General features: G+C 72.2%; 12 protein-coding genes. 8 read left to right on the top strand and 4 right to left on the bottom strand.

Annotated features, from left to right (window positions below; genetic code table 11):
* Nucleotides 1–59: 59 nt before the first annotated feature.
* Complete coding sequence (locus FS641_RS07465) at nt 60–1214, top strand: TDT family transporter (protein ID WP_144762208.1); 1155 nt, start codon at nt 60–62, stop codon at nt 1212–1214.
* Between the two features lie 13 nt (nt 1215–1227).
* Here FS641_RS07465 and FS641_RS07460 read toward each other — a convergent pair whose 3' ends face one another.
* Entirely contained in the window at nt 1228–1794 is a 567-nt protein-coding gene (locus tag FS641_RS07460; RefSeq protein WP_144762204.1) for a low molecular weight phosphatase family protein, read from the bottom strand.
* A gap of 2 nt (nt 1795–1796) precedes the next feature.
* Nucleotides 1797–3086 carry an adenylosuccinate synthase gene (locus FS641_RS07455; RefSeq protein WP_144762201.1) on the bottom strand — a complete coding sequence of 430 codons (1290 nt, stop codon included), beginning with the start codon at nt 3084–3086 and terminating at the stop codon, nt 1797–1799.
* Between the two features lie 362 nt (nt 3087–3448).
* Here FS641_RS07455 and FS641_RS07450 point away from each other — a divergent pair, with 362 nt between their 5' ends.
* A complete protein-coding gene (locus FS641_RS07450) occupies nt 3449–4543 on the top strand; it encodes a hypothetical protein (protein ID WP_144762198.1) in 1095 nt (364 codons plus the stop codon).
* A 125-nt stretch (nt 4544–4668) separates the two neighbouring features.
* Complete coding sequence (locus FS641_RS07445) at nt 4669–5574, top strand: L,D-transpeptidase (RefSeq protein WP_144762195.1); 906 nt, start codon at nt 4669–4671, stop codon at nt 5572–5574.
* A gap of 76 nt (nt 5575–5650) precedes the next feature.
* Here the strand turns inward: FS641_RS07445 and FS641_RS18015 are convergent, their stop codons facing one another.
* Nucleotides 5651–5818, bottom strand: coding sequence for a hypothetical protein (locus FS641_RS18015; protein ID WP_186317630.1), 168 nt, complete (start codon nt 5816–5818; stop codon nt 5651–5653).
* Between the two features lie 127 nt (nt 5819–5945).
* On the bottom strand, nt 5946–9554 hold the full coding sequence (locus tag FS641_RS07440; RefSeq protein ID WP_144762192.1) for a S8 family serine peptidase: 3609 nt from the start codon (nt 9552–9554) through the stop codon (nt 5946–5948).
* Nucleotides 9555–9713: 159 nt separating this feature from the next.
* On the opposite strand from FS641_RS07440, the gene FS641_RS07435 reads away from it, so the two are divergent.
* From FS641_RS07435 to FS641_RS07415, 5 genes are all read left to right on the top strand, one after another.
* Nucleotides 9714–10358 carry a TetR/AcrR family transcriptional regulator gene (locus tag FS641_RS07435; protein ID WP_144762189.1) on the top strand — a complete coding sequence of 215 codons (645 nt, stop codon included), beginning with the start codon at nt 9714–9716 and terminating at the stop codon, nt 10356–10358.
* Nucleotides 10355–11056: a hypothetical protein gene (locus FS641_RS07430; protein ID WP_144762186.1), complete on the top strand. Its 702-nt coding sequence runs from the start codon at nt 10355–10357 to the stop codon at nt 11054–11056. Before FS641_RS07435 ends, FS641_RS07430 begins: the two co-directional genes overlap by 4 nt.
* Nucleotides 11053–13284: a YhgE/Pip domain-containing protein gene (locus FS641_RS07425; protein ID WP_144762184.1), complete on the top strand. Its 2232-nt coding sequence runs from the start codon at nt 11053–11055 to the stop codon at nt 13282–13284. The genes FS641_RS07430 and FS641_RS07425 overlap by 4 nt, the downstream gene beginning before the upstream one ends.
* A gap of 174 nt (nt 13285–13458) precedes the next feature.
* Nucleotides 13459–14259, top strand: coding sequence for an NAD(P)-dependent oxidoreductase (locus tag FS641_RS07420; protein WP_144762181.1), 801 nt, complete (start codon nt 13459–13461; stop codon nt 14257–14259).
* Between the two features lie 172 nt (nt 14260–14431).
* Entirely contained in the window at nt 14432–15421 is a 990-nt protein-coding gene (locus FS641_RS07415; RefSeq protein WP_144762178.1) for a LacI family DNA-binding transcriptional regulator, read from the top strand.
* The last annotated feature ends 62 nt before the right edge of the window (nt 15422–15483 follow it).

The following is a 15483-nucleotide window of genomic DNA, read 5'->3' as shown; positions in this document are numbered from 1 at the left end:
TGTGCCCCGACAACGCGACCGCTGTTCCGGGCGCGGACGACCGTGATCAGGCTGGGCGCATGGCAGTCGACATCACGCTCGAATCACCGCAGCGAGCCGCGCGCTCACCGAGACGGCTGTTCCGGGAGCTCGAGGGGCCGGGGGAGATCGTTTCGAACCTGACCCCGAACTGGTTCGCGTCGATCATGGGCACCGGGATCGTCGCCGTCGCTGCCGCGTCCCTGCCGCTGCAGTTCCCGGCGCTGCGCACCGGCGCGACGGTCGTCTGGGCGATCGCTGCGGTCCTGCTGGTCGCGCTCACCATCGCGACCGGACTGCACTGGGTGCGGTACCGCGAGATCGCCGCGCGCCACCACCTGCACCCGGTGGCGTCGCACTTCTACGGCGCCCCGCCGATGGCGTTCCTCACGGTCGGCGCCGGAACGCTCCTGCTGGGCAAGGACTGGATCGGGCTGCCCGCCGCGGTGACCGTCGACTGGGTGCTCTGGACGATCGGGACAGTCGGCGGACTGCTCACAGCGGCCCTGGTGCCGTACCTTGCGTTCACCCGGCACGAGAACGCGCCCGACTCCGCGTTCGGTGGGTGGCTCATGCCGATCGTCCCCCCGATGGTCTCGGCCTCGACCGGAGCGCTCCTGGTGCCCTACGCGCCCGCTGGTCAGGCGCGGGCGACGCTGCTGTGGGCCTGTTACGGCTTCTTCGGTCTCAGCCTCATCGCGTCCCTGGTCGTGATCACCCTCATCTGGAACCGGCTCGTCCAGCACAGGGTCGGCGCACCCGGCATGGTGCCGACGCTGTGGATTGTCCTCGGCCCGGTCGGACAGTCAATCACCGCGGTGAACCTGCTGGCGTCGAACGCGCCCACCGTCGTCGACGCGAGCACCGCGCACGCGCTCCTGATCGTGGGGTTGGTCTACGGGTTCGGGATGCTCGGCTTCGCGCTGCTCTGGACCATCATCGCCCTCGCCGTCACCGCCCGCACCGTCCGGCAGCACCTGCCGTTCAGCCTGACGTGGTGGTCGTTCACGTTCCCCGTCGGCACCTGCGTCACCGGCCTGAACGGACTCGCGCTGCACTCCGGCCTCACCGTCGTGTCCGTCCTCGCGGTCGTCTACGACGCGGGCCTGGTGGCAGCGTGGGGCACGGTCGCGGTCCGCACCTTCCACGGTTCCGTCATCCGGGGCACACTGCTCGCACCGCCGCGACCGGCGTGAGACGCAGGTCCTGCTACGCGACCGCGCGCAGGGCGTCAGCGATGGTCCGGAGTGCCCGGTCCAGCTCGTCGGCGACGCGGACGTGCGTCGCCTCCGAGCGGCGGTACGGGTCGTCCACGTCGTCGTCCGCGGGGTCGGCCGGCGGCGGCACGGTGCCGCGGAGTCGGGCGACCCGCTCGACGAGCTCCTGGGGCGACCGCACATCCGCCAGGTCCGACGGTTCGAGGCCGTCGAGCACCCGCGCGAACTGCTTGACCGTGAACGCCCGCTTGGCGGCGCGCGGGGCGAGCCGCACGACGTCCGCGCGGTGCGCGCGCTCGGCGGTGAGCACCAGGTCCGCACCGGCGGCGATCGACTCCGTCAGGTAGCGCGACCGGTGCGCCGACGGGTCACCGCCGAGGCGCGTCGACTGCGCCGCGGCGGTGGCGTCCATCGCCATGTCGTCCTGCGCGATGGTGCCCGCCGACTCGATGACGAACGCGTCGGCGGACACCGGGTCCGCGCCGAGCATGCTGCGGAGGAGCTGCTCGCCGAGCGGCGACCGACAGATGTTGCCGCTGCAGACGAACAGGACCCGCATACTCAGGACTCCAGCAGGTCGTGTCGCACGACGATGGCGTCACGGCCGGGTCCGACGCCGATCGCGGAGATGCGGGCGCCGGACATCGCCTCGACCGCCAGCACGTAGTCCTGCGCGTTCGCCGGCAGGTCCTCGAACGTCCGGACACCGGTGATGTCCTCGGTCCAGCCCGGGAACTCCTGGTAGATCGGCTTGGCGTGGTGGAAGTCCGACTGCGACACCGGGACCTCGTCCACGCGCTCCCCGTCCACCTCGTACGCCACGCAGACCGGGATCGTCTCGAGCCCGGTCAGCACGTCCAGCTTGGTGAGCACGAAGTCGGTCACGCCGTTGATGCGCGCCGTGTAGCGGGCGATGGGGGCGTCGTACCAGCCGCATCGCCGCGGGCGCCCGGTCGTCGTGCCGAACTCGAAGCCGTTCGCGCGGAGGAACTCCCCCGACTCGTCGAACAGCTCGGTCGGGAACGGGCCGGCGCCGACGCGGGTCGTGTACGCCTTGACGATGCCGATGATGCGCTGCAGCTTGCCCGGGCCGATGCCCGAACCGGTCGCCGCGCCACCGGCCGTCGCCGACGAGGACGTCACGAACGGGTACGTGCCGTGGTCGACGTCGAGCATGGTCGCCTGACCGGCCTCGAACAGCACGGTCTCGCCACGCTCGAGCGCACGGTGGATCTCGAGCGCGGTGTCGGCGACCATCGGGCGCAGGCGGTCCGCGAAGGACAGCAGCGACTCGACGACCTCGTCCACGTCGATCGCGCGTCGGTTGAAGACCTTCACGAGCAGGTGGTTCTTCTGGTCGAGCGCGGCTTCGACCTTCTGGCGCAGGATGTTCTCGTCGAAGATGTCCTGGATCCGGATGCCGACACGGTTGATCTTGTCCGCGTACGACGGACCGATGCCACGGCCGGTGGTGCCGATCTGGCGCTTGCCGAGGAAGCGCTCGGTCACCTTGTCGATCGTGCGGTGGTAGTGCGTGATGATGTGGGCGTTCGCCGAGACGCGGAGCTTCGAGACGTCGACGCCGCGGGCCTTCAACGCGTCGAGCTCCTGGAACAGCACCTCGAGGTCGACGACGACGCCGTTGCCGATGACCGGGGTGACGCCGGGCGTCAGGATGCCGGAGGGCAGCAGGTGGAGCGCGTACTTCTCGCCGCCGACGACGACCGTGTGCCCCGCGTTGTTGCCGCCGTTGAACTTGACGACGTAGTCGATGCGGCTGCCGAGGAGGTCGGTGGCCTTCCCCTTGCCCTCGTCGCCCCACTGGGCGCCGATGATGACTGCTGCGGGCATCTGGTTCTCCTCACGTTGGCGGAGGACCTCACGCGACCGTCGGGCCGGTGGTCCACCCCACCCTATCGAACGACGCCCATGATGCGGGTTCCGGACGATGTCACGAGGGAGAGTCCCCAGAACGGGGGACAATCACGAAAGAGTTGTATGGGCGCAACGAAAATCACGTAACGTCGCCGCCACGCTCCGTCGTTTCCCTACGGAGCGCATCTGACGGTCGCACGTCCCTGCGTGCAGATCGACGCCGTGCGAGATCCGCGCGGCCTGTTCGGCGTGCCCGCACGCCGGGCTGCGGACCGGCGTGACCACACGCCGGAACGCGCATTGACCGTGCCCTCCGGGGCACAGGAACGAGTTCGACGATGAACAAGGCTCTCTGGAGCAAGAAGGCGCTGGCCATCCCGGCCTGCGCCGCGATCGTGATCGGTGGCATGACGCTCGTCGCCAGCCCCGCGAACGCCGACCCGGCCGACCTCAAGGTCACGTCCCAGTCCGTCGCTGGTCGTGTGCTCACGGTGCAGGGCCAGGGCACCGCTGGTGAGTACATCCAGCTCGACGACGACGTCCGTGGCACACGGCACACCATCGGTACCGACGGTTCGTGGACGATCACGTACACGATCCCCGGCACCGACACTGCCCAGCACACCTACACGATCGAGCAGGTCCTGCCCTCCGGCCTCAACCAGGACGGCGAGACCACGGTCACCGCCGCAGCCCAGCCGACCACGCCCGCGTTCGCGATCACGAGCCACACGGTCTCCGGCCGTACCGTCACGGTGTCCGGCACGGGCAACCCGGACAACACGGTCCAGATCGACCCGCAGTCGGCCCCGATCGTGCGCCACCAGATCGCGGCGGACGGCTCCTGGTCGTTCACGTTCCAGATCCCGGGCACCGACACCGACACGCACCAGTACACGGTCCTGGAAGAGGACAACAACTTCCGGGTCCAGGCGCAGGGGTCCTTCACCGCGGCGGCCGAGGCAGCGACCCCGGCGTCGCAGTTCTCGCTCACCTCGCCGAAGAACGGCAGCACCGTCGCCTCGCGCACCGTGACGTACACCGGCACCGGCACCCCCGGCGACCTGGTGAACGTGCTCGACGCGTCCGGCAACCGTGCCGCCCCGCAGGTGCTCGTCGCCGCGGACGGCACGTGGACCACCACGGGCACGTTCTCGGACTCGGCCGCCACCGTGCAGAACCTCTCGGTCAACCAGATCGGCGGCGCACAGGGCCAGGGTGAGGTCGACTTCACCATCACGCTCCCCGCGGTCGCCGTGACCCCGGGCGGCGGCACCGGCACGCAGCCGGGCACCGGCACGGGCACGGGCACGGGCACGGGCACGGGCGCAGCCACCGGCACCGCGGCGGGCACCACGGGCACGACTGCCGGCACCACCGCAGCCACCGGCACCACCCCGGGCGCCCCGGCGCTCCCGGTCGTCAGCGGCTGACACACAGCAGGCAGGGCGGGGGTCCGGCGCACCGCGCGCCGGTCCCCCGCCCTCTGGCGTTCCGTCCCGACACCCCAGCAACAGGCACCGTCACGACCGGTGCCGGACGACCCGACGAGGTCCCGATGTCCCACACCACCCCCTCCCCGCGGACCCGGCGCAGCGCTCGCGCCGCCGTCGGGGCCGCCGCGATCGGACTGCTCCTGGCCGTCGGCCTGACCGGCTGCCACGCCGGTGCCGACACCGCCTCGGCGAAGCAGAGCGCCACCGCGTCCGCTTCCGCGACGCCGACCGCCGCGCCCTCCACGGCACCGTCCGCCGCCGCGGTGGCAGCGCTGCCCGAGGCGAAGTACAACGCGGTCATCGGCGGGCTCCTGCCCTCGTACGAGCCGGACGTCCCGAAGGCCGCCGACCACGCGTACACGATCACCGCGGACGCGCCCCTCTACGGCGACGACAAGACCACACCGGTCGCGCGGTTCGCGGCCCACAACTTCCTCGGTCAGCCCTCGGTCATCGTGCCGGTGCGGTTCGACGGCGCCTGGGCGCTCGTGATGACGCCCGCCCGCCAGGCGCTGCCGTCCGCCACGAACGGCGCCGCCGCCGCCCAGACCGTCGCGTGGATCCGTCGCGACCTGCTCACGCGCGGTGACGCGCTCCCCGACCACGTCGTCGTCGCCGTCGGCGCGCAGACCGTGTCCATCGTCGACCATGACGGCACGACCCTCCACCAGTTCCCCGCCGGCATCGGTGCCGGGGGCACCCCGACGCCGACCGGCATCGCCGGGTACATCCAGGCGCGGTACCTCGATCCCGCCCAGGACCAGACCGTGCACCCGATCAACCTCACGTCCCTCCACTCGGCCGCAGCCGACGAGCCGTACGGCGGTGACGACGGCGGCCTGATCGGGGTGCACTACGAGTCCGTCGCCCGCGGCGCAGTGTCCCACGGGTGCGTCCGTCTCGACGGCGACGCCGTCGACGCCGTGAACCAGCTGCCGCTCGGCACCGTGGTCCAGATCGTCGCCTGACCGCGAGTCCACGAACGACGGGAGGCGCGGTGCCAGCCGGCACCGCGCCTCCCGTCCGCCGACGCGACCCGCCGCGTCAGCCGCGGAAGAAGTCCGCGTAGCTCGGGTCGGCGATCGGGACGTTGTGCCCCGGCTCGGCGAGCCGTTCCTCGATCATGGCCTGGATCACGTCGGGCGGGGTCAGCCCGCGACGCCGCCACTCGAGCGGGTTCTGGCGGAGCTGCATCAGAGTGGAGTGCTGCATGGCTGCAACGGTGCCACCGTTTCACTAGTTTGTCTAACTACCTGTCCGAGACACGCACATGCAGACGCATGGAACGCCGGAGGCGCCGGATCCGAACCGGACCCGGCGCCTCCTGTCGTGCCGTTCCTTACTTCTTGGTGACCTTCGCGGTCGCCGCCGACGTCGCGGTGCCGTCCTGGTACCCCTTCGCCGTCGCCGTCACCCGGACCTGGAACCGGTGACCGACGTCGGAGGTGCCGAGCTTGTACTTCTTGTCAACAGCACCCGGGACGACCTCGCCGTCACGGAGCCACTGGTAGGAGTACGAGACACCGCGGGCGTTCCAGTCCCCGTGGCCGGCGGTCAGCTTCTTGCCGACCTTCGGCGTCCCGGAGACCGTGACCGCACTGCCGTCTCGGAGCGCCAGCACCGGGGCCGCGACCGTGGCGGACACGGTGTCCGCCTGGTCACCCGCCGCGTTGTGCAGGTGCAGCAGCAGCGCCTGGGCGGAGGTGGTGGTCGCCGTCCGCGTGACCGGCAGCGAGCCGGAGTCCGGGAACAGCACCCCGCCGAAGGACAGCGCCGGAGCCGACGGGTCGTACGTCGCCGTCTTCGTGTCGTCCACCACGTACGAGCCGCTCGTGGCGAGGGCCGGTGCGTACGCCGACTCGGTGAGCACCGAGTAGTCGAACGCGCCCGTGACGCCGATCGCGTCCTGCGACACGGTCAGCACCTTCACCGCGCTGTCGAACGTGTTGACGTCCTGCCCGGGTGCCCCGCCGTTCAGCGGCTGCGAGTCGACCGTGGCACCGGTGGCCAGGTCGATCGTCGTCGCGAACGTCGCGTCCACCGTGGCCGACTTCGCGTCGTACACCAGGTAGTCCGGCGTGCCGTCACGGTTCGTGTCGATGGACACCTCGACGTTGGTCACGGCGCCGGGGTTGGCGTCGGGACCGTTCGTCTGGACGCCGAACGCCAGCGTGCCGTCAGCCGCGTTCGCACCGAAGGCCCGGATGTCCGCCGCCTGGAGCGACTGCTTGGCCGAGCCGTCCGGGAACGACTCCTGCGGGTCGGTCCCGCCGAGGACGAACGGTGCCACCAGGGCGCCGTCGACGCCACGACCGGTCAGCGGGACGGAGGCCTGGGTCGCGTCCGCCGCGAAGGACACGTCGGCACCGTGCACGGCACTGACCGCCTTCGGCGCGGCGTAGGTCGCCAGCCGGAGCGGGTTGAGCTTGGAGTCGGTCGGCGTGAACGTGACCAGGCCGGTGGCCGCCGCGACGAACTCGCGCTCGTAGCCGGACTGCACCGCGTCCTGCGTCGGGTCGATCGTGCGCCCGACCTTCGTCGGGTCGGCGATCGTCATCGTCAGGGTGACGGTGGCGGTGCCGTGCGGCACGACCGTGACGCGGGACTTGTCGACCGAGAACGCGACCCCCGACTGCGCCACGCGGGACTCGTACGCCACGGCGTACGTGTGCGGTCGGCCGTCGGTGTTCGTGATCTGCAGCGTGCGCTTCTCGGTGGTCGGCGAGGCGACCTCGACGACACCGAAGGAGGCCGTCACGAGCTGGTCGTTCTCGATGCTCCGCACCGTGGTGCCGGCGGTGACCGCCTGGAGCGCGTCGACGCGGCCGGTCCCCTGGCGGAGCAGGGTCGCGGTGCCGTCGCCGTCACGCACGTCGTGCGTGGCGGTGTTCATGAGCGTCGCCTTGACGTCCGGCGCCGACCACGTCGGGTGCGACTCGAAGGTCAGGGCGGCGATGCCCGCCACGTCCGGCGTGGCCATCGAGGTGCCGCTCATCGACAGGCGGCCGTCGCCGGTGCCGTTGGCCGCGGAGATCACGTTGACCCCGGGGCCGGCGATGTCCGGCTTGACGATGTCGTCGAACGAGCCGTGCACGCCACGGCTGGTGAACGGCGCGAGCGTGTTCACCGTGTCGGCGTCGGTCGCGAGCTGGTAGCCCTTGAGCTCGTTCGCGAACTGCACGTGCAGGGTCCCGGCCTGGGCAGCGGACTGGAGGCTCGCCACGCTGTCCTTGGTCAGTTCAGCACCCGGGATGGTCGCGTTCCCCGCGATGCCCGAGTCGAAGGTGTTGATCGTCCCGGCGAGCAGGACACCGACACCGCCGGCGGCCTGGACGTTGTTGAAGCGGACACCGGAACCGCACTCGAGGGCGCCGTCCGTCCACTTCAGCCAGACGACCTTGCCCTTGACGGCTGCGGCGTCCGCCGCGCTGAACGCCGAGCAGCCGTCGACGTTGCTCGTCGGGACGACGACGTCACCCTCGACGGGCAGCGTGCCCTGGTAGTTCTGCGAGTACTGCGCGCGGTAGGTGTTCGCGACGTCGGCGGGGGCCGTGGCGCGGACGGCGTCGTAGAGGCTCTGCCCGGTGGCGCTGGCGGCGACCGTCAGGGCGCCCTCGGCGTTGCCCGGCGAGCCACCGATGTCGGTGAAGTCGTCGGCGTTGCCCGAGGCGATCACGGGCAGGACACCGCGGGCGGTGAGCGCGTCGATCTTCGCGTTGTCGGGGTCGTCCGGTGCGCCGTAGTCGGAGCCGAGCGACAGGTTCAGGACGTTGATGTCCTTGCCCTCGGTGAGCGCCTGGCCCACCCAGTCGAGCGCGGCGCCGGTGAGGTCGGTCGAGCCGCCGCCGTCACCGAACACCTTGAGTGCGTAGAGGCCGGCCTCCGGAGCCGTACCCGGGCCGATCCACATGTCCTGCACGGACTGCGTGGTCAGCTTGCGGTAGTCGCCGTGGAAGGTCGTCTTGTCGGCGGCCAGGCCGTAGCCGGCGATGGTGCCGGAGACGTGCGTGCCGTGGTCGCCGCCCTTGCCGTCGATCGGGTTGTCGTCAGGCGCCGGGATCGGCTGGTAGGCCGCCGAGCTCGAGTCCGCGTTGTAGGTCGGGCCGGCGAAGTCGTGGCCACCGAGGAACTTCTCCGCGTCGAACCAGCTCGGGTCCGGAGCGCTGGTGCTCGCGAGCGCCTCGGCGTAGGCGGCCGTGGTGCCGGGGCCGCCGAAGTCGGCCTGCGTGTAGTCGAGGCCGGTGTCCAGCACGGCGACGTTGACGCCCTTGCCGGTGTGGCCGGTCTGCTGCCAGGCGTCGAGGGAGCGCGTGTAGACGTCGCTCGCCGCGTTCTTCGGGCTGACGCCGTCCGCGCCTGGCTTCACCGTGTCGGGGTCGACGCCGCTCGGGGCCGCGTCCGCGCTGTCGGCGACCGTCGGGTCGACGATCTTCTTCGGGGTGAGCGGGATGACGCTCGCGACGTCGGGACGCGCGGCGATCTCGCGGAGCGCGGCGACGTCGGCGACGACCGCGACACCGGGGACGGTGTACTCGGTCGTGTACAGCTGCTTCGCGTCGGCGTCGGCGGACTGCACGGCGTCGCTGACGTCGGCGGTCGTGGACTTGATCGCGCTGACACGCTGCTTCGCGGCGGCCGAGGGGGTCTTCGACCGGGTGAGGTCGCCGCCCTTCGCCTTCGCGTCCACGGCGAGCGCCCCCTCGCCGGTCGTCCGCACGAAGGCGGCGATCGTCGTCTGGGGCTTCGCGCTCCGGAGCGGCGCGGCGAGCTTGAGCTCCGCCGAGGACCGACCGGTCGGCGCGGCCGATGCGGGGCCGCCGATGGCGAGTCCGCCGCAGGTCAGGGCGCCGGCCGCGACGAGTGCGGTGAGGATGCGGGTGACGGGTCGCGCGTGGTGCTGTCGGGATGGGTTCGGGTGGGGTGTGTTCAGGGGAGTTGCACGGTTCACTGGGGCCCTCCTGGCTCCGTGGCGTGTTGCTGGGGAATTCCTCAGAAGCTATGGGTCGACGTTCAGGTCCGGCAGTCGGCACTTTGGGGGACGGCCCTCGTTCGGGGGTGCTCGTCCTGCGATCTTGCACAGCACTGTGCAACTTAGTACGATGGGCGGGTGACCAGCTCAGACGCCCCAGTCCGCGCGCCCCGCCGCGACGCGACCGAGAACCGCGCGGCCCTGCTCGACGCCGCGAAGACCGCGCTGCAGCAGGATCCGGACGCCTCGATCGAGACGATCGCGGCCGTCGCCGGACTCTCCCGGCGTGCGGTGTACGGACATTTCCCCTCCCGCGACGACCTCGTCCGCGCCGTCGTGACCGCCGGGGCGACCCGGATCGCCGCCGCCATGCCGACCTCGGCAGACCTCGCCGACCTGCCGGCCGCCGCGCGGATCGCCCGGCTCGCGGTGACGCTCTGGTCCGAGGTGTCGCACGTCCGCTCGATGGCCAGGATCGCCGTCCGCAGCCCGTTCGCCGAGTCCGTCGCCGAGGTCTTCGCGCCGCTGCGGGCGCAGGTCCGTGACGCGTGCGCGATCGGCATCGCGGAGGGCTCGATGCGCGCCGATGTCGACGCCGCGACGCTCGGTCGCCTGGTCGAGGGAGCGTGCATCGCCGTCCTCGACGAGGCCACCCGCTCCGCGACCCCCGACGACGACGGCCGCCGCATGGTGGTCATCTCGGCGCTCGGGATGGCCGGCGTCGACTGGCGCACGGCGCTCCTGTCCGAGCCCGTCGAAACCCGGACGGAGGACCTGGCATGACCACGCTCGAGATCGACACCGCCGGCATCGGCGAGGAGCCGGGCGCGGCCCTGCCCGTCGTGTCCGCCGTCGCCGGACCCCACCGTCCGGGCATCGTCGCCGTCGAGACCGAGCAGGCGCCCGTGCTGGCGTCGCTCGTCGCCGGCGGTCGGATGAAGCCGGAGACCGGGCGGGTGCTCATCGACGGGCACGACGACCCGGCCGCACTTCGGCGGGCGTTCGCGCTCGTGGACACCCCCGGCGTCGCCGAGCCCTTCCCCGTGATGACGCTCCGGCGGATCGTGCGCGAGGAGCTCGCGTTCGCCGGGCAGCGCCCCTCCCGCGAGCACGTCGACACCGTGCTCGACGAGCTCGGCATGGGCGCCTACGCCGACACGCACGTGCAGCGCGTGCCGACCGACGTCCGCGTGCGGCTCCTCGTCGAGCTCGCGCTGCTCCGCGACGGCGTCACCGGCGTCGTGATCACCTCGCCGGAACGTCACGGCGGCGCCGTCGAGGGCTGGTTCGCCGTCGTCCGCGACGTCGCGATGCGCGGCGTCACCGTCCTCCTCGTCACCTCGAAGGCCGCGGCGACCACCGCCGAGCACCTCCTGGCGACCATCCCCGAACCCACCACCACCGAAGGTCCCGACGACGCGACCTCCGACGACGGGGGCGACCACAGCCTCCCGTCGGACTCCCTGGAGACCCGCTCGTGACCATCACCTCGCTCATCCGCGCGGAACTCGCGCGCCTCACCGCGACCCCGCTCGCCCGCCTCGCGTTCATCGCGCTCATGGTGGTGCCGCTGCTCTACGGCGGCGCCTACCTCTGGGCCAACCGCGACCCGTACGCCAAGCTCGACCAGGTGCCGGCGGCGATCGTCGACCAGGACGCCGGCGCGACCCTCGACGGCGACACCGTGCACTACGGCGACGACGTCACGAAGCGGGCGATCGACGGCGGCGACTTCAAGTGGGAGAAGGCCTCCGCGGCCGAGGCCCGTTCCGGTGTCCGCAACGGCACGTACGACTTCGTGGTGACGATCCCGCACGACTTCTCCGAGTCGCTGGTGTCCGCGCAGACCGACGACCCGAAGCGTGCCGAGCTCGTGATGACGACCGCGGACACGAACTCCTACCTCGCCTCCACGATCGCGGAGCAGGCGGGCAAGACCATGCGGACCGCCGTCGCGGAGCAGGTCGGCAAGAAGGCGGCGAAGACCCTGCTCGTCGGGCTCGCCGACGTGCGCGACAGCCTCGGTGACGCCGTCGACGGCGCGGGCCAGCTCGCATCCGGGGCGTCCACGGCGTCGCAGGGCGCCGACCAGCTCGCGTCCGGGACGTCCCAGCTGGCGACCGGTGCGTCGAAGCTCGCATCAGGGACCGCCGACCTGCCGTCCCAGACCACGAAGCTGAACGACGGCGCGCAGCAGGTCGCCTCCGGCGCGTCGAGCCTGGCGTCCGGGCTGTCCACGCTGCAGCAGCGGACCGCCGACCTGCCGTCCCAGACCGCCGCGCTCGACACCGGGGCGAAGCAGCTCCAGAGCGGCCTGCACGACGCCCGCGACCAGACGGCCTCGCTGCCCGCGCAGTCGCAGCAGCTCGCGGCGGGAGCGGCTCGGGTCGCGGACGGCAACGCGAAGGTTGCCGACACGGCAGCGCCGTTCATCAGCGGCGTGCAGCAGCTCGCGCAGGACTCCCCCGCCCTGGTCGCGACGCTCAAGCCGATCGTCGAGGACTCTGCGCTCGACGCCACGAAGAAGGCCGCGCTCCTCGCGCAGCTCGACACGCTGCAGACGGACAGCGCCACGCTCGGCGCCGGAGCGACCGCGGTGTCGCAGGGCCTCGGCGACCTCCGGACCGGCAGCGCGCAGGTCTCCGCCGGCGCCGGACAGCTCGCCGCGCAGGCGCCGAAGCTCACCTCGGGCATCCAGCAGCTCTCCGACGGGTCGGACACGCTCGTGGCCGGGACGGACCAGCTCGCCGGCGCGGCTCCCGCGCTGACCTCGGGCATCGGCTCGGCCGCGTCGGGCGCGTCCACGCTGGCGAACGGCGCCTCGCAGGTCGCCTCGGGCACGTCGGCACTCGCCGCCGCGGCACCGACGCTGTCGAACGGCGCTGCGACCCTGGCCGACGGCACGGCCTCGGCGAACGACGGTGCGCAGTCACTCGCGAGTGGCCTGCACTCGCTGCAGTCCGGCTCGTCGGAGCTGGCCTCGAAGCTCGACGCGGGACGGACGAAGATCCCGGCGTCGACGGCCTCGCAGCGCAACGACCAGGCGTCGGTGATCTCCGACCCGGTGAAGGTCGGCGACGACAACGTCGCGGCGGCGGACAACTACGGCGCAGGACTCGCACCGTTCTTCATCTCGCTGGCGGCGTGGATCGGCATGTACGCGCTGTTCCTCATCCTCAAGCCGATCTCCAAGCGGGCCATCACCGCGGTGCGGAAGCCGCTGCGGATCGTGCTCGGCGGGTGGCTCACCCCCGTGGTGCTCGGGGTCGTGCAGATGGTCGCGCTGTTCCTCATCGTGCGGTTCGCGCTCGACCTCGGCGTCGTGCGGCCCGGGGCGACCATCGGCGTGATGGTGCTGGCGTCGGCGACGTTCGCGGCGATCCTGATGGCGCTCAACGTGCTGCTCGGGTCCGTCGGACAGTTCCTCGGGCTCGTGCTCATGCTCGTGCAGCTCGTCACCGCCGGCGGGACCTTCCCGTGGCAGACCCTGCCCGGACCGTTGGCGGCGCTCCACTTCGCCCTGCCGATGACGTACTCCGTCGACGCGCTGCGCCAGACGATGTACGGCGGGTCGGTGGGTGCGACGTGGTCGGACGCGGCGACCCTCGCGTGCTGGCTGCTCGGCGCGCTGCTCGTGACGTTCGTGGTCGCCGCCCGCCAGGGCCGCTCCCGGACGCTGCGCGACCTGCGGCCGAGCCTGATCGGGTAGCGCGGGGCGCTCGCTCGCCCCGCCGCTCGCCCGCTCCGCCCACTTCGCCCACTCCCTTCGCCGCCGAACCCGGTTCCGGACACAGCACCGCGCATCGCCGCGGTGCTGTGTCCGTTCCGAGGTGCCGTGCGGCGCTCCGGCCCGTCGCCGACACGACCGCGTACGGTCGCACGCATGGCGACGCTGCTCATCACCGGCGCGGCCGGACGCATCGCGACTGCGCTGCGACCACGGCTGCTCGACGCCGGACACGACCTCGTGCTGCTCGACGAGCGGAGCCCGGACCCGGCCGTCGGCGAACGCGAACGGTTCGTCCCCGGCTCGGTGAACGACCGGGACGCACTCGAGCTCGCGCTCCCCGGCGTCGACACGGTCGTGCACCTGGCCGGCATCCCGACCGAGGACACCTGGGACGCCCTGGTCGACGCCAACGTCACCGGTACCAAGAACGTCCTCGAGGCAGCGGCGGCCGCGGGGGTGCTCCGCGTCGTGCAGGCCAGCTCGATCCACGCCGTCGGGCGCGTCCCCGAGGACACCCCCGCCGGCAGCGTCCCCGGCGACCGGCTCCCCAGGCCCGACTCGTACTACGGCGTGACGAAGGCGGCGATGGAGCTCCTCGGCAGCCTGTTCGCCGACCGGCACGCGATGTCGATCGTCTCCGCACGGATCGGTGCGTTCGGGGACCGGCCGGGATCACGTCGGGCACTGCTCATGTGGAGCTCCCCGGACGACCTCGCGCGGTTGGTGGAGGCGACCGTCGCCCTCACCGACCCCGGGCACCACGTGGTGTGGGCGGTGTCGCGGAACTCCGGCGCCCCGGCCGACTTCACGGCTGGCGAACGGATCGGCTTCCACCCGCAGGACGACGCGTCGACCGTCCTCGACGCTGACGAACGAGCCGCTCTGCCGCCGGAGGAGATGACCTTCCTCGGCGGCGGGATGGCCGACATGCCGCTCGGGCACCCACGGCGCTGACGCTCGGCGTGTCCGGGGCGCTGACGCTCGGCGTGCTCGGAGCGCTGCCACCTGCCGGCCCGGTGGCGGCTCGGCTGCTGCCACCTGCCGGGCCGGCGGCGGCGCGGCCGACCGGGGCCACAGCCTCCACCGATACGATCGCCAGGACGCAAACCGGAGGTCGATGCTGACAATGGGAGCCGCGAAGCCCGCGACGATCTACGACGTCGCTGCCCGGGCGGGGGTGTCGAAGTCGCTCGTCTCGCTCGTGTTGCAGCGGTCCCCCAAGGTGAGCGAGCAACGCCGGGCCGCCGTGCTGCAGGCGATCCAGGAGCTCGACTACCGGCCGTCGACCGCCGCGGTGTCGCTCGCCGGCACGCGCAGCCGGACGATCGGGGTCGTGCTCGACGACTTCCGGAACCAGTGGTTCGTCGACCTGCTGACCGGACTCCGCGAGGCACTGCAGGACCAGGGACACCGCCTCGTCGTGGCCGACCGGTTCCTCAACACCGGGCTCGACGTCTCCCCCGTCGAGGGCTTCCTGTCCATGCGCGTCGAGGGCATCGTCATCGCCGGCGAGCCCGACACCGACCTCGCCATTCCCGCACGGATGCCCCTCGTCATCGCGGGTGGTCGCGTGGCGATCCCCCGCGCCGACACCGTGGCGAACGACGACCGGGCCGGGGGCCGGGTGGTCGCCGAGCACCTCCTCGCCCTCGGGCACACGCGGCTCGGCTTCGTCGGCGCCCGGTCCGCCGCGGCCGCCGAACGCCTGGCCGGGTTCCGCGCCGGGGTCGGCGAGGCGGGCGTCGTGCACGTGTCGACCCTGGCGGAGGACCTCACCGAGGACGCCGGGTTCCGCGCGGCGCGGACGCTCTTCGACGAGCACCCCGACGTCACGGCCGTGTTCGGCGCGAATGACGTGATGGCGCTCGGCGTGATGTCGTCACTCGCGGAACGTGGCCTCCGCGTCCCCGAGGACGTCTCCGTGATCGGGTACGACGACACCCCCGTGGCGGCCACCCGCTACGTCGGGCTGACGAGCATCGACGACCGCAGCGTCGAGATCGGCCGCGGGGCCGGGGAGCGCCTGCTCGCCCGGATCGCCGACCCGTCGCTCGTCGCCGAGGAACACCTGGTCGAGCCCCGGTTGGTCGCACGCCGCACGACCGCGCAGCGCTGACGCGCCGGCCTGGAGGCTCGGCTCGCCGCCGACAGGCACGCTCGGCCGGAGCGGGCGCCCCG

It is taken from the genome of Curtobacterium sp. 9128, assembly GCF_007673775.1.
Classification (GTDB): domain Bacteria; phylum Actinomycetota; class Actinomycetes; order Actinomycetales; family Microbacteriaceae; genus Curtobacterium.
Note: the sequence above shows the minus strand (reverse complement) of the source record. Positions and strands in the feature narration are given on the sequence as shown.